Source organism: Dorea amylophila, assembly GCF_025567265.1.
GTDB classification, from domain to species: Bacteria; Bacillota; Clostridia; order Lachnospirales; family Lachnospiraceae; genus Dorea_A; species Dorea_A amylophila.
Genome location: NZ_JAOQJW010000004.1, coordinates 162,638 through 180,783, shown reverse-complemented (window position 1 = coordinate 180,783; position 18,146 = coordinate 162,638). Strand labels below are relative to the sequence as shown.

The following is an 18,146-nucleotide window of genomic DNA, read 5'->3' as shown; positions in this document are numbered from 1 at the left end:
ATGGAGCTGACTGATACTAATCGGTCGAGGGCATGACCAAGCAAGGTGATAGGTAGGATGAAGAAAATATTTCTTGTATGCAGTTTTGAAGGTATATATAAAAGGTAAAAGCAATCAACATATGTTGGTTGCTTTTTAATTGTTATTATACTGAAAATGTGCTAAAATTAACGAGAAATACGGCCTGACTCATGACCGTAAAGATCATATTTATTTTTTTGAAGGAGGAATCTAATATTATGATTACCTGGAACAACTTAGATACCCTTGCATCATTCAAAGAACTTGAAAAAGTTGAGCGAGTAAATCTTGTAGAAGCAATGACAGGAGAAAGCGGAGCAGAACGAGTAAAGAATTACAGTGTTCCGATGGCAGAAGGACTTACTTATAACTATGCTGCAAAGCAGGTTGACGATAAAATACTGGCAGCACTTGCAAAATTAGCAGATGAAGCACAGCTGGCAGAGAAATTTGAAGCACTTTACAACGGAGAAGTGATCAACACAGGAGAGAAACGTCTGGTACTTCATCACATGACACGTGGACAGCTTGGAGAAGCTGTAGAGGCTGACGGAGTGGACAAGCGTACATTCTATACAGAACAGCAGGCTAAGATCGCAGATTTTGCAAATAAAGTACATGCAGGAGAGATCACAAACGGAGCCGGTGAGAAATTTACAACGGTTGTACAGATCGGTATCGGTGGAAGTGATCTCGGACCTCGTGCAATGTATCTTGCACTTGAGAACTGGGCTAAGAAGAATGACACATTCAAGATGGAAGCCAAATTCATCAGTAACGTAGACCCTGATGATGCGGCAGCTGTACTTAATTCTATCGATGTTGCACATTCTATCTTCGTACTGGTATCAAAATCAGGAACAACACTTGAGACATTAACCAATGAATCATTTGTAAAAGATGCACTGAAGAATGCGGGACTGGATGCTTCTAAGCACATGATTGCTGTTACAAGTGAGACATCTCCGCTGGCTAAGAGTGACGATTATCTTGCAGCATTCTTCATGGATGACTATATCGGAGGACGTTATTCTTCTACATCTGCAGTTGGAGGCGCTGTATTATCTCTGGCATTCGGACCGGAAGTATTTGCACAGTTCCTTGATGGTGCTGCAGCAGAAGATGCACTTTCTAAGAACAAAGATGTATTCAAGAACCCTGCAATGCTGGATGCACTGATTGGTGTATATGAGAGAAATGTATTAGGATATCCAAGTACGGCCGTACTTCCATATTCCCAGGCACTGAGCCGTTTCCCTGCACATTTACAGCAGTTGGATATGGAATCTAACGGTAAATCTGTCAACCGTTTCGGTGAGCCGGTTAACTATCCTACAGGACCGGTCATCTTCGGAGAGCCTGGAACAAACGGACAGCACTCATTCTATCAGTTACTGCATCAGGGAACGGATATCGTGCCGTTACAGTTCGTTGGATACAAGAACAGCCAGATGGAAACAGATGTTGTGATCCAGGACAGCACAAGCCAGCAGAAACTTTGTGCAAATGTAGCTGCCCAGATCGTTGCATTTGCATGTGGTAAATCCGATGAGAACCGTAATAAGAATTTCGAAGGCGGACGTCCATCAAGCATCATTATCGGAGAGCAGGTAAATCCGGGATCTCTCGGTGCACTTCTTGCACACTTTGAGAATAAAGTTATGTTCCAGGGATTTGTATGGAATGTGAACAGCTTTGACCAGGAAGGTGTACAGCTTGGTAAAGTACTTGCAAAACGTGTACTTGCACACGAGACAGATGGTGCACTGAAGGTGTTCAGTGATCTGCTGAATATCTAATAAATTAAAGAAGCAATCACTTGTTAGTGTGATTCAATAGTGGTATGATAGTGCTGTTAGGCAGAAATGTCTGTTTGACAGCACTATTTTTTGATGAAAGGAAAATAAAGACGTGACCTATAAAGAAGCGAGGGTATATTTGGACGAGATGTCGAAATACGGAAGTGTACTTGGCTTAGATACGATTCGAGGTCTGTTGCGTGAACTTGGGAACCCCCAGGATGATCTGAAGTTCATACATATTGCAGGAACGAATGGAAAAGGATCTGTGCTTGCATACACTTCAATGATATTAAGTAAGGCAGGATACAAAACCGGGCGATATGTTTCACCGACAGTCATTTCTTATCTGGAGAAGATACAGATAGATGGGAAATGGATCTCTGAATCAGAATTTGCAGAGATCATGGAAGAGATAAAAGAAGCAATTGACCGGCTTGTATGTAAAGGAGAACCTGTTCCGACAGTGTTTGAAGTAGAGACGGCGATGGCTTTTTTGTATTTTAAGAAACAAAAATGTGATCTGGTTGTATTGGAAACCGGTCTCGGCGGAGAGACAGATGCGACGAATGTAATTAAGAATACAGTTTGCGCAGTATTTGCAACGATCAGTGTTGATCATTTGGGGGTGATCGGAGATACCCTGGAAGAGATCGCACAGACGAAATCCGGGATCATCAAACCGGGATGTACGGTAGTGTCAGCAAGACAACAGGAGAATGTCAGACTGATTCTGCAAAAGAAAGCAGAGAGTCTGAACTGTATATATACAGAAGCAGAACCGGAGCAGATGAGTATCGAAAAAGAAGATTATAAAGGACTTACATTTTCATATAAAAAATATGCGCATATGCAGAACCACATTGCAGGAGAGTGCCAGAGAGAAAATCTTTCTGTGGCACTGGAAGTAATTGAAAGCCTCAGGAATCTGGGATATCAGATTGAGGAAGGAGCAGTGAGGGACGGTCTTGATGCAACGAGATGGGCGGGACGTTTTACTTGTCTGTCTGAAGATCCGGTTGTGATCGTAGATGGTGCGCATAATGAAGATGCTGCGAAGAAGCTTAAGACATCCATTGAACGGTATTTTACGGGAGAGGAACTTATCCTGATCATGGGTGTATTTAAAGATAAAGAATATGAGAAGATCGTACAGATTCTGTGTCCGTCAGCAAAGCGGGTGTATACGGTAGATCTGCCGAATAAGGAACGTACACTGCCGGCAGAGAAGCTTGCAGAATGTGTAAGAGACTGTATGACAGAACAGTTGAGCGTGTACGCAGAAAAGAGTATTGGAGATGCTGTTGCAAAAGCGTACACTTATGCAACAGAAGACAGTGGGAAACGTGCGGTGATTGCATGTGGTTCATTGTCATATCTAAGTGAAGTAATCCGGTGTATGGAAGGATGCGTACAGAATCCGCAGAGAAAGGAAAGAATATGATAGATCATGAGAAGATAGAACAGGCAGTGCGGCTGCTTCTGGAAGGAATGGGAGAAGATGTGAACCGGGAAGGACTGATTGATACACCGGACCGGATCGCAAGAATGTATGAAGAGATATATGGAGGTATGGATGAGGATGCAGGAAAACATCTTTCTAAGACATTTACCGTTGACAGTCATGAGATGGTAATAGAGAAAGATATTACATTCTATTCGACATGTGAGCATCACCTTCTGCCATTTTATGGGAAAGCACATATTGCTTATATTCCGGATGGGAAAGTTGTAGGATTAAGCAAACTTGCCCGTACCGTGGAGGTATTCGCAAGAAGACTGCAGCTTCAGGAACAGCTTACCGGACAGATTGCTGATGCTTTGATGGAGTATATGCAGCCGAAAGGGGCTATCGTTATGATCGAAGCAGAGCATATGTGTATGACAATGCGTGGGATCAAGAAGCCGGGAAGCCAGACTGTGACAATTGCAAGACGCGGTGTATTTGAGACAGATCCGGTACTGGAAGAGAGATTTTTCCGGATGCTTGGACGATAAAAAGAAAGAGATACAGATGTAGATGAAAAGAGTAACAGAAAGACAAAAAGGGATGCCCCGTCTGAATGCGGTGGTGAATCATGAAGTGTATCAGACATACTATAAGCGTATCTGTGAATGTGAGACGGATAGGGTATTCTGTTGTCATCAGATGAACCATCTTCTGGATGTGGCAAGAATTGCTTACATTAAGAATCTGGAAGAAGGACTTGGATTCGATAAGGAACTGATCTACGTAGCGGCGGTGCTGCATGATATTGGCAAATCTTTTCAGTACAGACAGCAGATTCCGCATGAGATCGCAGGAGAGAGAATAGCAAGGCGGATATTGGATTCTCTTCCGACTGGTTTTACATTTACGGATGAAGAAAAAGCACTGATCTGTCTGGCAGTCAGGGGACACCGCAGACGGCATGAGCATATGAAGCCGATAGAGGAACTGTTCTATGAAAGTGATAAACGTTCCAGAATGTGTCTTTCCTGCATAGCAGAGAAGAAGTGTAACTGGAATGAAGAAGAGAAAAATATGGAGATAATAATATGATCATAGGCGGAAAGAATTTTGATACAGCAAATCATACATATATTATGGGAATCCTGAATGTGACGCCGGATTCCTTTTCCGATGGAGGAAAGTTTAACGGAATGGATGCGGCAATTGCACATGCACACCAGATGGTTGAAGAAAGTGTAGATATCATTGACGTAGGCGGGGAATCTACGCGTCCGGGACATATCCAGATCACGGATGAAGAAGAGATTGCAAGAGTGACGCCAATTATTGAAGTGCTTAAGAAAGAATTTGATGTACCGGTGTCGATCGATACCTACAAAAGCCATGTCGCAGAGGCTGCACTTCAGGCAGGTGCAGATCTTGTCAATGACATCTGGGGATTAAAATATGACAAGAAGATGGCAAGTGTGATCGCAAAGTATCAGGCTGCATGCTGTCTGATGCATAATCGGGAAAAGGCGGAATATCAGGATTTTCTGAAAAATTTCATGGATGATATGAAAGAATGTGTAAGACTTGCAAAAGCAGCAGGCATTGAGGATGACAAGATCATCCTTGACCCCGGTGTCGGATTTGGAAAGACTTATGAGATGAACCTGGAGATTATCGATAAGATGGAGATATTAAATGAACTTGGATATCCGGTATTGCTCGGAACATCACGAAAATCCGTAATCGGACTGACGCTGGATCTTCCGGTGACGCAGCGGGAAGAAGGTACGATGGTTACGACCGTATATGGGGTACAGAAGGGATGTGCATTCGTACGCGTCCATGATGTAGAGAAAAATAAGAGAGCCATTCAGATGACGAAAGCAATCATGCGGGGACACGAAGTATAGAAAGAGTGAGGAATGAGATGAAACCGGACAAGATAAAGATAGAAGATCTGGAAGTATTTGCCAATCATGGTGTGTTTCCGGAGGAAAATGTACTGGGGCAGAAATTTGTGGTGTCTGCGGTTATGTATACGGATACCAGACGGGCAGGACTGACAGATGAGCTGACTGCATCTATCCATTATGGAGAAGCAAGTGCATTTATCACAGAGTATTTGAAAAGTCATACGTTTAAGCTTCTGGAGAAGGTTGCGGAAGGACTGGCAGAGGAGATGCTGGTGCGTATAGCAGGTCTGCAGAAGGTGCAGATTGAGATCAAGAAACCGTGGGCACCGGTCGGACTGCCGCTTAAGACGGTCAGTGTAGAGATTGAGCGTGAATGGCATACGGCATATATTGCGCTCGGATCGAATATGGGGGATAGCAGAAGCATTTTGGAAGCCGCGGTACAGGCGCTGGATGAGATAAAGAATACAAAGGTGGAGAAGGTATCGACATTTATCACGACACCTCCGTACGGAGTGACGGATCAGCCGGATTTCTTAAACGGTTGTCTGAAGCTTTCGACATTATTATATCCGGAAGAGTTATTAAAAGAGCTGAACCGAATTGAAAAAGAGGCAGGAAGAGAACGAATCATACATTGGGGACCGAGAACGCTGGATCTGGATATTATATTTTATGATGATCTGGTTGCAGAGACGGATACTTTATGTATTCCACATGTGGAGATGCATAAGAGAGCGTTTGTACTGGAGCCTTTGCATGAGATTGCACCTTATAAACGTCATCCGGTGTATGGGAAGACGGTCAGAGAGATGCTGGAAGACCTTCGGAAATAGAATGACAGAGCATGAACAGGACAGTAAATTTACAAAAAATAAAAGACAAGATGGGGAAAACAAGATGGATATTCAGGAGTGGATTATATTTGCAATCGAACTGATCGGAACAGTAGCGTTCTCAGCATCGGGGGCAATGGTTGGAATTGAGTGCAGCATGGATATATTCGGAGTGATCGTGCTTGGTGTGTCAACGGCAGTTGGCGGAGGTATGGTTCGTGATGTTATACTTGGGAAGGTGCCATCGGCACTTCTGCATCCGGTATATGTGATCTATGCCGTACTTGCTGCGGTGCTTGTGTTTTGTATTATATATTTCCGCAGGAAATATCTGCAGGATGGTTTTGGTGAGGTCTATGATAAACTTATGTTGGCAATGGATTCTGTAGGACTTGGAATCTTTTCGGCGATGGGAGTGACAAAAGGTATCAGCTGCGGCTATATCGATAATACATTTCTGCTGGTCTTCCTTGGTACAATGACGGGAGTCGGAGGAGGACTCTTGCGTGATACGATGGCAGGAGTTGCGCCGTATATATTTGTGAAACATATTTATGCATGCGCATCCATTGCGGGGGCGTGGATATGTGTGATCATATACAGAAGTTACGGAGAACTTCCGGCGATGGTGGTGTCATCACTGATCGTTATGCTGATACGTTTTCTTGCGGCTCATTACAGATGGAATCTTCCAAGGATCGGAGAGTAAAAATCCGGGAAGGCAAGGAGTATTTTGCAAGATGAGATGAAAAAATATGCAAAATTATGAAAAATTATACTTGACATTTGAAATGACAGGTTTATAATAAGGACTTGTAAAAAACACATATAGTTCACCGAAATTCGTTGATGAGAACAATGCCGTATCTATCGTTATTTCACAGAGAGCCTGCGGTTGGTGGAAGCAGGTAATAAGCAGATAAGGATATCCTCTCTAAGAAGCGGGTTGAAAGCAATATCAAAGTAAACTTCGCCGGTATCCCCCGTTACAGGGAGCATGTATGATGGTACGTGAATGAGAGTTGTAGAAAGATTCTACAGAATTAGGGTGGTAACGCGGATAGATTTCGTCCCTTTTCAGAGTATATTCTGGAAAGGGATTTTTTTTGGTGGACAGTGATTGCTTAAAGGAGGAGAAGAGTAATGAAAGCATTACAAAAAACAAGCAAATTTTTATCAGACTACACGTCAATTGTTGTAATCGCAATCGCAGTGGTTACATTTTTCCTTCCGTCTATGATGGGCTGGGTAAATCTGGCACTGTTCACAGACATGGTATCGAACAAGTTCACATGTCAGTCTATTATCATTGGTATTATCATGTTCAGTATGGGACTGACACTTACAACGGAAGACTTTAAGATTCTTGCACAGCGTCCGTTTGACATTTGTGTTGGTGCGGTTGCGCAGTATCTGATCATGCCATTCCTTGCATTTGCGCTTTCAAAGGTATTGAATCTGCCGGATGGAATCGCACTTGGGCTGATTCTTGTAGGCTGCTGTCCGGGAGGTGTATCTTCCAACATCATGTCTTATCTGTGCGGCGGGGATGTAGCCTTTTCTGTAGGAATGACAACAGTATCCACACTGGTCTCACCGGTTATGACACCACTCATGGTATCTTTACTGGCAAGCGGTACACAGATTACGATCAAGGGACTTCCGATGTTCGTATCAATCATTGAGACTGTTATCCTTCCGGTTGGTGTTGGATTTTTGTTAAATTATCTGTTGGGAAAGAATAAAACATTCCGGGAACTTCAGAAAGTTATGCCGGGAGTTGCTGTTCTCGGACTTGCATGTGTTGTCGGCGGTGTGGTATCTTCACAGGGAGCCAAGTTCTTCCAGTCAGGTGTTGTGATCTTCGTAGCAGTATTACTGCACAACGGGCTTGGATATCTGCTTGGATATGGAGCAGGAAAACTGGTTGGTATGAATACGTCAAAGAAGAGAACTATTTCTATCGAAGTAGGTATGCAGAATGCCGGACTTGCAACGAATCTTGCAACTACAACTGCCCAGTTTGCATCTACACCGGAATCTGCAATTATCTGTGCGGTATCCTGTACATGGCATTCCATCTCAGGAACTCTGTTAGCCGGATTATTTGCAATGCATGACAAACGAAAAGAAAAAGCTGCCGGAAATGTAGAGGCAGCAGCACATTAAACTGCTCTTGAAATGCATGAAATAACAAATTTATAGAATAGAAACAAAAAAGAAACAACACGGGATGTGCTGTTTCTTTTTTTTGTGTGCGCCAATATTGATAAAGATTATCAACGAAATAAAAAAAATAATTTAAATAAAATATTGACTACTAGTCATTTTTGATTATAATAATAAATGCATAAAGAAAATAAGAGGAGATGGAAAGAATGGTCAAAGTTGGCAAATGGATTGCCCGACACAGAATACTGGTGCTGCTTATAGGAGTCTTATTAATTGTTCCGTCAATAATCGGCATCGCAAAAACAAAAGTAAATTATGACCTGCTGAGTTACCTGCCGGATCACCTGGAGACGGTAAAAGGACAGGATATCCTGGTAGATGAATTTGGAATGGGTGCATTCTCCATGGTCGCAGTCGAGAATATGGATATGAAGGATGTACAGAAACTGGAAAAGGAATTTGAAAAAGTGCCGCACGTCCAGGATGTACTCTGGTATGACGATGTGGCAGATATCAGTCTTCCGACAGAGATGATTCCAAAAGATATAAGAAAAGCATTTATCAATGGAGATGCAACGATGATGCTGGTATTATTTGATGATACGACATCATCTGATAATTCCATGGAGGCACTGACGCAGCTTCGTAAGATCGCAAATAAGCAGTGCTTTATCAGTGGTATGACGGGTATCGTTACAGATATTAAGAATATCGCAATGAAAGAACTTCCGATCTATGTAGTGATCGCGGCACTGTTAAGCCTGGTCGTACTGGAGATTACATCGGGATCATTTGTAGTTCCGTTTTTATTCCTGCTAAGTATAGGGCTTGCGATTTTATACAACCTGGGAAGTAATATTATATTCGGTGAAACGTCTTATATTACGCAGGCACTGACAGCAGTATTACAACTTGGCGTAACGATGGATTATTCCATCTTCCTTCTGAATAGTTATGAAGAGAATAAGAAGAGATTCCCGGGTGAGAAAGACAGAGCCATGGGGCATGCAATCGCCAATACATTTAAGTCGGTTGTCGGAAGTTCCGTAACTACTGTGGCCGGATTCATCGCACTTTGTGTTATGACATTCGCACTCGGACGTGACCTTGGTATCGTAATGGCAAAAGGAGTTGTGATCGGCGTTATCTGTTGTGTAACGATCCTGCCGGCACTGATCCTTGTATTTGATAAACCAATCGAGAAGACAAGACACAAATTGCTGTTAAGTAATATGGATCGTCCATCAGCCTTTATCACAAAGCACTATAAAGTATGGATCGCGGCATTCCTTATACTTTTACTTCCGGCAATTTATGGAAATAACCATACAAAGATTTACTACAATATTGCAGATTCACTTCCGGCAACATTGAACAGTAATGTATCAATTGCAAAAGTAAAGGATGACTTTGGGGCAAGCAACATGCATATTATCATGATGGATAAGAACATGGATGCAAAGGAAAAACAGCAGATGCTGAATAAGGTCGATAAAGTAAAAGGCGTGAAATGGACCATCAGTATGAGTTCACTTATCGGGCCTAGTGTACCGGATTCCATAATTCCGAAGGATGTCCGGAAGATGCTGCAGAGTAAAGATTATGAACTGGCATTTGTAAGCACAGAATACGAATCTGCAACGGATCAGGTCAATACACAGATTAAAAAGATTGATAAGATTGTAAAATCATATGATAAGACGGGAATGGTCATCGGAGAAGCGCCTCTGATGAAAGATCTGCAGGATGTCACGGATGTCGATCTTGTTAATGTTAATATTATCTCTATCGCAGCGATATTTGTGATCATTCTGATTATTTTCAAATCGATTTCACTGCCGGTTATTCTGGTGGCAGTTATCGAATTTGCAATTATGATCAATATGGCGATCCCGTATTATCAGGGAATCAGCCTTCCGTTTGTGGCAAGTATCGTGATCGGTGCCATTCAGTTAGGTGCAACTGTTGACTATGCGATCCTGATGACAACGAGATATCAAAAAGAACGAAGCCTTGGAAAAGATAAGATGGAAGCAATCAGCATTGCGCATAAAACAAGCATGCCGTCCATTATCAGCAGCGGACTTAGTTTCTTTGCAGCAACATTTGGAGTTGCCTGCTACTCACAGGTTGAGATGATCGGTTCGATCTGTACATTGCTTGCAAGAGGGGCAATTATCAGTATGATCGTAGTTCTTCTGGTATTGCCGGCAATGTTTATGATATTTGACAAATTAATCTGTAAGACATCCATCGGATTTCTTGGGAAAAAGGCAAAAGCACAGACAAATGAAGCAAAGTAACCTGTTATTAACAATCCATCATAATTAAGAAAGGAAGCAGGAATTATGAATAAGAATAGGAAAATGAAAAGAAAAGTTGCAGCATCTGTAGCAGTCGGAATGTCAGTGATGATGGGTGTAACACCGGCTTTCGCGGCAAATGGAACTTCAAACAGCGAGGTATATAAAGAAGAGACGGTATATGTGAATGCCAAAGCAAGCGGCAAGACAGATAAAGTAACGGTATCCAACTGGCTTAAGAATTCAGGAAGTGTATCCGGCAATCTGGAAGATGAAAGTACACTGAGCGATATCAAGAACGTAAAAGGTGATGAAAAATATACCGCAGACGGAGATAAGCTGACATGGTCTACTGATAGCGAGGATATCTACTATCAGGGAACGACAGATAAGAAACTTCCGGTATCTGTTAAATTAAAATATTACCTGGATGGAAAAGAGATGAAACCATCTGAGTTAAAAGGAAAGAGCGGACACCTGAAGATCACGGTGGATTATAAGAATAATGAAAAGAAGAATGTATCTGTAGACGGAAAAGATACAGAAGTATATACACCATTCGTCATGATGACAGGTATGATCCTTCCGAATGAGACATTCAGTAATGTAACAATTGATAACGGCAAGATCATTTCTGATGGTAATAAGAATATCGTAGTCGGATTCGGAATGCCGGGATTAAAAGACAGCCTGAACTTAAGCAGTGAAGAAAGTGACAAAGTTACGATTCCGGAAAGCTTAAGTATTGAAGCAGATGTAAAAGATTTTACAATGTCTTCTACTTATACAGTTGCATTATCTGATCTGTTGGATGATATGAATATGGATGACATTGCAGATGTAGATGATCTGCAGACAGCGCTGGATGATCTGGAAGATGCGGCACTTCAGTTAGTCAGTGGTTCCGATACACTGGCAGATGGTGCAGGAACACTGGCAGATGGTGTGAATACTTATACAGAAGGTGTTGACACATTGAATGCCGGTATTCAGAAATATCTTGGTTCTAACGGAGAGTTAAGCGGCAGCGTTACAGAGTATGTGAATGGTGTGAATAAAGTTGTCAAAGGGGTACAGGATTATACGGATGGCGTAAATACACTGGCAGATGGTGTAAGCAGTTACGTAGACGGTGAGAAGCAGCTGGCGGCAGGAGCTTCACAGCTGACACAGCTTAGTGCGGGACTGAAGCAGGTGCAGAGTGCAATCTCCCAGCTTGAGGCAGCAACGGATGGTGAGGGTGAAACCACAGAAGACCTTCAGGCAGCCTCCAAGGCTCTGGCAGCAGGAACAGCACAGATGAAAGCAGCACTCGGAACGAAAGAAGTAGAGGGTCTGATGTCTCAGGTAAATGCTATGGTAACAACCGGCAATACATTGATGGCAGAGACTAAGACATTAAGCGGAACACTGGCAAATGGCATCGAGGTACCGCTTACAACAATTGCCCAGACATTAAATGGTATGCAGGAAGCTCTGGCAAATATTGATGCAGCGCAGACAGCATTAGAGAATGCATGTAAGAATATCAATGATGTAGTTGCATCTGACAATCAGACAATTGCAACAGCTAAGACAACAGCAAAGAACAGTTCTGATGCGATCGCTGCATCTATAAGTGCACTGGAAGCGAAGTATGCAGGAATCTCAGATAAGAATTCCGAGGAAGCAAAGCAATTACAGAGTTCTATAAGTGCACTGAAGAACGCAAAAGCTTCCACAGATTCCGTACAGAATCTCAAGGAGTTATCAGGCATTGATACGTCAAAGATGCCGACAATAGATGTAGATTCCTTAAAAGCAGGTGCAGCAACGATCATGACGAATGCAGATACTTTGAAGAAGTCTTCGGGAGAGCTGGCAGCAGTACTTCCGGAATTACAGAAGCAGTTGAAGAGTATCGAAGATGCGGAAGGTGTTCTTGCACAGGCAGGGCAGTTAAGTACATTAACAGGAAGTGTAGACCAGTTAAATGCAGGTATGCAGGGACTGAACAGTGCAATCGGAACACTGCACAGCAATCTGGCTGCATTGAATCATGCGACATCCGCTCAATTCCCGACAGCAATTCAGGGAATCACGGCACTGAACAAAGGATTCGCTCAGTTAAGCGGATACAATGATTCCCTGGTAAGCGGTGCAAATAAACTGAAATCCAACAGTCCGACATTAGTAGCCGGTGTCAATACACTTCAGAGTGGAACCAATCAGCTGGCAAGCGGACTGAACACACTGGGAAGCCAGATGTCTTCCGGATCTGCAACACTTGCAGCCAACAGTGGTGCACTTAGAAGCGGAGCTTCCGAACTTCAGTCAGGTGCAAAAGAGCTTGCAGAAGGCATGGCAAAATTTGACAAAGAAGGAACAAGCAAGTTGAAGAGCACAGTAGAAGATGAACTTGGTGATGTAATCGACAGAATCGATGTGCTGACATCAGAAGATTGCAAATACAATACATTCAGCGGTAAGGATGAAGCGATGGATGGTAATGTAAAATTTGTGATTGAGACGGATGCAATCGAGTAAATAATATGAATATGAAATAAAAAGAATCACAGGTGGAAGAGGATGAAGTAATATGTTCCCTGTTAATTAGACGAGGGGCGTATTACTTCATCCTCTTCCACCTGTGATTCTTTTTTTATTTTTTCAACATTCTCCAGAGAGTGCTTCTGCTTATGCCAAGACGTTTGGCAGTTTTTTCTTTATTCCCATGTTCTTCGGCAAGAATCCATTGTATGATTTGAGAAGACGATAAATTAGTCTTATTATCTTTCCTTGAAATTTCCTCGGTATAGTGCTAAAGTATACTAAAAAGGTATGATTTAGCGAGTGCGTGAAAAACATGCACTAAGGAGGAGAATTCATGAATGAATACAGAATAGGAACAAAATGTGTACAGGGCGGATATACTCCGGGAAACGGAGAACCAAGACAGATTCCGATCGTACAGTCAACAACATTCAAATATGCAACCAGTGAAGATATGGGAAAATTATTTGATCTGGAAGCGTCAGGATATTTTTATTCCAGATTGCAGAATCCGACTAATGATATGGTTGCGGCAAAGATTGCAGAGATGGAAGGTGGAACGGCAGCGATGCTGACTTCATCCGGACAGGCAGCCAATTTCTTCGCACTGTTCAATATCTGTGAGTGCGGAGATCACATTGTAGCATCTTCATCCATTTACGGTGGAACATTTAACCTGATCGATGTAACGATGAGAAAGATGGGAATCGATGTAACATTCGTGTCACCGGATGCAACAGAAGAAGAGTTAAATGAAGCATTTAAGCCAAATACAAAGGTAATGTTTGGTGAGACAATTGCCAATCCGGCACTTACCGTACTGGATATTGAATTATTTGCCAAAGTGGCACATGCACATGGTGTGCCGCTTATCGTAGATAACACATTCCCGACACCGGTCAACTGCAGGCCGTTTGAATGGGGAGCAGATATTGTAACTCATTCGACTACAAAATATATGGACGGACACGGAGCTGCACTTGGTGGAGCAATCGTAGATAGCGGAAAGTTTGACTGGATGGCACATGCAGACAAATATCCGGGACTTTGCACACCTGATGAAAGCTATCATGGAATTACATATGCAGAGAAATTTGGCAAAGAAGGTGCATTCATTACCAAATGTACGGCTCAGCTGATGCGTGACTTCGGATCTATGCAGTCACCACAGAATGCATTCATTTTAAACCTTGGTCTGGAATCCCTGCATGTACGTATGCCGAAGCACGTAGAGAACGGACAGGCAGTCGCAGAATTCCTGGAAGCACATCCAAAGGTAGCATATGTGAACTATTCCGGACTTCCGTCTGATAAATATTATGAAAGAGCACAGAAATATCTTCCAAACGGAGGATGCGGTGTTGTATCGTTCGGATTAAAAGGTGGAAGAGAAGCAGCGTCTACATTTATGAAGACATTAAAGCTTGGTGCGATCGAGACGCATGTAGCAGATGCAAGAACCTGTTGTCTGAATCCGGCAACGTCTACACACAGACAGATGACGGATGAACAGTTAAAAGAGGCAGGAGTACCGGCTGAACTGATTCGTATCAGTCTTGGCCTGGAAGATAAAGAGGATCTGATCGCAGATATTTCGAATGCGTTGGATGCAATCTAAGGTAGAATTGAAAGAGTAAGGCAAAATTCCGAAAAAACTTACATAAATATATATGATTGCAAATGTTGATATCTGTACCAGATCGATAGAGGAAGCACTGGATGTGCTTGCAATGTCGAAAAGGATGGTAGCGACACTAAGGGGATAAGTTTATATCCCCTTTTTTTTTGACGTTTTTATAGCAATCATGCTAAAATAGAGAAATCTACCATGTGTATGGAATATTTTGAGCCGGCAGGGACAGTAAAAAGACCAAAAACCCCGTCCCCAATGGCTGGAGAGGGAAAATTATGAATAAAAGAGAATCATTTAGCAGCAGATGGGGATTTATCTGTGCCTGTATCGGTTCAGCGGTCGGTATGGGAAATATCTGGATGTTCCCAACAAGAGTATCATTGTATGGAGGCGGTTCATTTCTGATACCATATTTTATATTTGTAATACTGATCGGTTCGACGGGAGTGATCGGGGAGATGAGTTTTGGGCGTGCGGCAAAGGCCGGTCCAATCGATGCATTTGGAATTGCCTGTGAGAAAAAAGGAAAGAGAAAAGTCGGAGAAGCACTGGGGATGATCCCTGTATTCGGATCACTTGCCATGGCAATCGGATATACGGTTGTAATGGGGTGGATCCTAAGATATGCCGTTGGAACATTTACAGGAGCAACACTTTCGCCTGAAAATGTGGATGAATTCGGGGCGGCATTTGGTAAGATGGCGTCAGCATTTGGTAATAATATATGGCAGATACTTGCGCTTGTGGCCTGTATGCTGATTCTGATGTTAGGTGTCGGAAGCGGCATTGAAAAAGCAAATAAGATCATGATGCCGATATTCTTCGCATTGTTCGTGATTCTGGGAATCTATGTCGGATTCCAGCCGGGAGCAAGTGAAGGATACCGTTATATTTTCAGAGTAGATCCAGAGGCATTCAAAGATCCGGCAACGTGGATCTTTGCACTTGGTCAGGCATTCTTTTCCCTGTCGGTAGCAGGAAATGGAACATTGATCTATGGATCTTATCTTTCGGATGAAGAGGACATTCCGGCTTCTGCAGGAAGAGTTGCATTATTTGATACGATTGCAGCAATTCTTGCCGCACTCGTTATCATTCCGGCGATGGCAACAACGGGAGCGCAGTTGGATCAGGGAGGTCCCGGACTATTGTTCATCTTTCTCCCGAATCTGATTAAAGGAATGCCGGGAGGATGGCTGATCGCAATCATCTTCTTTGTTGCGGTATTACTTGCGGGTATGACATCGTTGATCAACTTGTATGAGGCTCCGATCGCTACGGTGCAGGAAAAATTCAAGCTTGGAAGAGTGCCGGCATGTGCATTTACGGGAATTGTGGGAGTGATCGTGTCCCTGCTGATCCAGGGCATCGTGTCAGACTGGATGGATGTGCTGTCTATCTATATCTGTCCGCTTGGAGCCGGGCTTGCAGGAATCATGTTCTTCTGGGTATGCGGTAAGGCATTCGTGGAAAAACAGGTTAATACAGGAAGAGAGACACCATTTACGAAACAGTATTATACAATATGTAAATATTTTTATGTACCGGTATGTTTTATTGTACTGATCCTTGGAATTGTTCTCGGAGGAATCGGTTAGAAGAAAAAAGGAATGAGAGGATAAAGAAGAATGAAAAAAGGAAATGTGGCAGCATTACTGCCGATAGGCGTATTTTTGTGTATCTATCTGGGGCTTGGAATCGCATTTGAATATGTAATGAAGATTCCGATGGGATTCTATAATGTTCCGATCATAATCGCATTTCTTGCAGCGATTCTGGTGGCATGCCTGCAGAACCGCAAGATAAGTTTTGACGGAAAGCTGGAAATCATGGCGCAGGGGCTTGCTGATAAGAATATTATTACAATGCTTCTGATCTTCCTGACAGCGGGGGCATTTGTCGGAGTGGTAGGAAGAAGCAGTGCGGAAAGTGTGGCATATTTCATGTTGTCACTGATTCCGGCAAGATTTTCAGTTGCGGTATTATTTGTGGTAGCCTGTTTTGTGTCGGTTGCCATGGGAACGTCGGTTGGGACAATTACATTGATCACGCCGATCGCAGTGTCCGTATCCAAGGCTTCGGGATTTGACATGGCACTTTGCATCGGTTCGGTTATGGGAGGATCAATGTTCGGAGATAACCTTTCTTTTATTTCAGATACAACGATCGCAGCATGTAACGGACAGGGATGTCAGATGAAGGATAAATTCCGGGAGAACTTTGGAATTGCACTTCCGGCAGCTATTGCAACGCTGGTATTGATTTTAGTTTTTTCATTTCAGACAGATATTGCCGGACAGGTAAGCAAGTCTTATAATCTGGTGCAGATTATCCCGTATGTGCTGGTTCTCATAGGAGGAATTGCCGGAGTCAATGTGTTTGTGGTGCTTCTGATCGGAATTCTGTCAGGTTCGGTTATCATGCTGGCCGGCGGACATATTGCGGCGACAGATCTGCTTGCTAATATGGGTTCCGGGGCTTCCGGAATGTTCGAGACGAGTATGGTGGCAATCCTGGTAGCAGCGATGTGTGCACTGATCCGTGAATATGGTGGTTTTGATGCATTGCTGGCAGGAATCCACAAAGTATTCAAAGGCCGCAAAGGCGGTCAGTTTGGTATGGGACTTCTAGTCGGAACGATGGATATTGCAACGGCGAATAATACGGTGGCAATTGTCATGGCGAATCCGATCGCGAAGGATATGGCAAAAGAATATGGGATTACACCGCGAAAGGCAGCTTCGATACTGGATACATTTTCCTGTATTTTTCAGGGGATTATTCCTTACGGAGCGCAGATGTTGGTTGCGATATCTGCGGCAAGTGAACTGGGATATCGTGTGTCGGCATTTCAGATCATGCCGAAGCTTTTTTATCCGTTTTTATTATTTGTGAGTTCTATGATATTTATCTTTGTGATTCCGGCAAAGAAAGAGAGGTAAATTGTGAAAGAAGAGATCAGACAGAAACTGACAGGTGCAGTCATCGGACTTGCAAGAACCTGTGAGAATAACGAAAAGACAGAGAACACTAACCGGGTATTCTTAGAAGCACTGACGGCGGCCGGAGACTGGTCGGCAAGTACCTTTGATATGAGTGAGATGTTAGAAAAGGTAAGAAATGAAAAATATACAGTCTCACCGGGATGTGTAACATGTGCAGCACCATGTGGCAATACGGATGACTATGATATGGAGAATCTGTGGAAAGAATCCGAAGAAATCGGAGCATTTAAGAATACAATCCTGATGGTAATCTGTCAGACTGCAGCAAAATTGTATCATGCAGATCAGACAGAAGAATCTGAGACGGTGAAGTTATTATTCCGTGCATTATGTATGATCAGTTTTGAAGGCTGGGATGTTGCAGGGCTTACACCAGTGATGGTGGAACTTGGAAAAGCAGGACGGATATAAAAATAAATAGAATAATATTAGCAAAAAAGACTTTAAAAGGGATTCAGAAAAATCTATTCCAAAGTCTTTTTTTTGTC

General features: G+C 42.9%; 15 protein-coding genes and 1 other annotated feature. Of the genes, 14 read left to right on the top strand and 1 reads right to left on the bottom strand.

Translation table 11 applies throughout. The annotated features are described in order from the left end of the window. Window positions 1-239: 239 nt before the first annotated feature. The 10 genes from OCV72_RS03695 (at window position 240) to OCV72_RS03650 (ending at window position 13,014) form a co-directional block, all read left to right on the top strand. Window positions 240-1,820 (top strand): glucose-6-phosphate isomerase, encoded by a 1,581-nt coding sequence (locus OCV72_RS03695; protein ID WP_055282010.1) that lies wholly within the window; start codon window positions 240-242, stop codon window positions 1,818-1,820. A gap of 148 nt (window positions 1,821-1,968) precedes the next feature. Continuing rightward, on the top strand, window positions 1,969-3,264 hold the full coding sequence (locus OCV72_RS03690; protein WP_242859197.1) for a bifunctional folylpolyglutamate synthase/dihydrofolate synthase: 1,296 nt from the start codon (window positions 1,969-1,971) through the stop codon (window positions 3,262-3,264). Beyond that, window positions 3,261-3,818: a GTP cyclohydrolase I FolE gene (folE, locus tag OCV72_RS03685; protein ID WP_022415130.1), complete on the top strand. Its 558-nt coding sequence runs from the start codon at window positions 3,261-3,263 to the stop codon at window positions 3,816-3,818. Before OCV72_RS03690 ends, folE begins: the two co-directional genes overlap by 4 nt. A 22-nt stretch (window positions 3,819-3,840) precedes the next feature. Next, on the top strand, window positions 3,841-4,362 hold the full coding sequence (locus OCV72_RS03680) for an HD domain-containing protein (RefSeq protein ID WP_242859194.1): 522 nt from the start codon (window positions 3,841-3,843) through the stop codon (window positions 4,360-4,362). Further along, on the top strand, window positions 4,359-5,174 hold the full coding sequence (gene folP / locus OCV72_RS03675) for a dihydropteroate synthase (RefSeq protein ID WP_055282008.1): 816 nt from the start codon (window positions 4,359-4,361) through the stop codon (window positions 5,172-5,174). Before OCV72_RS03680 ends, folP begins: the two co-directional genes overlap by 4 nt. A 17-nt stretch (window positions 5,175-5,191) precedes the next feature. Beyond that, window positions 5,192-6,013, top strand: coding sequence for a 2-amino-4-hydroxy-6-hydroxymethyldihydropteridine diphosphokinase (folK, locus tag OCV72_RS03670; RefSeq protein ID WP_055282006.1), 822 nt, complete (start codon window positions 5,192-5,194; stop codon window positions 6,011-6,013). Between the two features lie 64 nt (window positions 6,014-6,077). Continuing rightward, window positions 6,078-6,722 carry a trimeric intracellular cation channel family protein gene (locus OCV72_RS03665; protein ID WP_028088091.1) on the top strand — a complete coding sequence of 215 codons (645 nt, stop codon included), beginning with the start codon at window positions 6,078-6,080 and terminating at the stop codon, window positions 6,720-6,722. A gap of 128 nt (window positions 6,723-6,850) precedes the next feature. Continuing rightward, window positions 6,851-7,091, top strand: a binding site (T-box leader). Window positions 7,092-7,156: 65 nt separating this feature from the next. Further along, window positions 7,157-8,182: a bile acid:sodium symporter family protein gene (locus tag OCV72_RS03660; protein ID WP_022415127.1), complete on the top strand. Its 1,026-nt coding sequence runs from the start codon at window positions 7,157-7,159 to the stop codon at window positions 8,180-8,182. Between the two features lie 209 nt (window positions 8,183-8,391). After that, complete coding sequence (locus OCV72_RS03655) at window positions 8,392-10,488, top strand: efflux RND transporter permease subunit (protein ID WP_055282004.1); 2,097 nt, start codon at window positions 8,392-8,394, stop codon at window positions 10,486-10,488. A 45-nt stretch (window positions 10,489-10,533) separates the two neighbouring features. Then, window positions 10,534-13,014, top strand: a complete 2,481-nt coding sequence (locus OCV72_RS03650) for a hypothetical protein (RefSeq protein WP_055282001.1) — start codon at window positions 10,534-10,536, stop codon at window positions 13,012-13,014. A 115-nt stretch (window positions 13,015-13,129) separates the two neighbouring features. Here the strand turns inward: OCV72_RS03650 and OCV72_RS16740 are convergent, their stop codons facing one another. Next, window positions 13,130-13,228, bottom strand: coding sequence for a helix-turn-helix domain-containing protein (locus tag OCV72_RS16740; protein WP_334291733.1), 99 nt, complete (start codon window positions 13,226-13,228; stop codon window positions 13,130-13,132). 126 nt (window positions 13,229-13,354) lie between these two features. Here OCV72_RS16740 and OCV72_RS03640 point away from each other — a divergent pair, with 126 nt between their 5' ends. The 4 genes from OCV72_RS03640 (at window position 13,355) to OCV72_RS03625 (ending at window position 18,069) form a co-directional block, all read left to right on the top strand. Beyond that, the gene (locus OCV72_RS03640; RefSeq protein WP_055214299.1) at window positions 13,355-14,638 is read left to right on the top strand and encodes an O-acetylhomoserine aminocarboxypropyltransferase/cysteine synthase family protein; all 1,284 of its coding nucleotides are present in this window, start codon (window positions 13,355-13,357) and stop codon (window positions 14,636-14,638) included. 290 nt (window positions 14,639-14,928) lie between these two features. After that, on the top strand, window positions 14,929-16,251 hold the full coding sequence (locus tag OCV72_RS03635) for a sodium-dependent transporter (RefSeq protein WP_171029265.1): 1,323 nt from the start codon (window positions 14,929-14,931) through the stop codon (window positions 16,249-16,251). Window positions 16,252-16,281: 30 nt separating this feature from the next. Then, a complete protein-coding gene (locus OCV72_RS03630) occupies window positions 16,282-17,595 on the top strand; it encodes a Na+/H+ antiporter NhaC family protein (protein WP_055281996.1) in 1,314 nt (437 codons plus the stop codon). Window positions 17,596-17,598: 3 nt separating this feature from the next. Further along, window positions 17,599-18,069, top strand: coding sequence for a hypothetical protein (locus tag OCV72_RS03625; protein WP_055281993.1), 471 nt, complete (start codon window positions 17,599-17,601; stop codon window positions 18,067-18,069). Window positions 18,070-18,146 lie beyond the last annotated feature (77 nt).

Bases quoted from the DNA above. Each gene is read 5' to 3' on its own strand.
- folE (WP_022415130.1), top strand. From the start codon at position 3,261: ATGATAGATCATGAGAAGATAGAACAGGCAGTGCGGCTGCTTCTGGAA.
- folP (WP_055282008.1), top strand. From the start codon at position 4,359: ATGATCATAGGCGGAAAGAATTTTGATACAGCAAATCATACATATATT.
- OCV72_RS03640 (WP_055214299.1), top strand. From the start codon at position 13,355: ATGAATGAATACAGAATAGGAACAAAATGTGTACAGGGCGGATATACT.
- OCV72_RS03655 (WP_055282004.1), top strand. From the start codon at position 8,392: ATGGTCAAAGTTGGCAAATGGATTGCCCGACACAGAATACTGGTGCTG.
- OCV72_RS03690 (WP_242859197.1), top strand. From the start codon at position 1,969: ATGTCGAAATACGGAAGTGTACTTGGCTTAGATACGATTCGAGGTCTG.
- OCV72_RS03665 (WP_028088091.1), top strand. From the start codon at position 6,078: ATGGATATTCAGGAGTGGATTATATTTGCAATCGAACTGATCGGAACA.
- OCV72_RS03680 (WP_242859194.1), top strand. From the start codon at position 3,841: ATGAAAAGAGTAACAGAAAGACAAAAAGGGATGCCCCGTCTGAATGCG.
- OCV72_RS03695 (WP_055282010.1), top strand. From the start codon at position 240: ATGATTACCTGGAACAACTTAGATACCCTTGCATCATTCAAAGAACTT.
- OCV72_RS03650 (WP_055282001.1), top strand. From the start codon at position 10,534: ATGAATAAGAATAGGAAAATGAAAAGAAAAGTTGCAGCATCTGTAGCA.
- OCV72_RS03635 (WP_171029265.1), top strand. From the start codon at position 14,929: ATGAATAAAAGAGAATCATTTAGCAGCAGATGGGGATTTATCTGTGCC.
- OCV72_RS03660 (WP_022415127.1), top strand. From the start codon at position 7,157: ATGAAAGCATTACAAAAAACAAGCAAATTTTTATCAGACTACACGTCA.
- OCV72_RS03630 (WP_055281996.1), top strand. From the start codon at position 16,282: ATGAAAAAAGGAAATGTGGCAGCATTACTGCCGATAGGCGTATTTTTG.
- folK (WP_055282006.1), top strand. From the start codon at position 5,192: ATGAAACCGGACAAGATAAAGATAGAAGATCTGGAAGTATTTGCCAAT.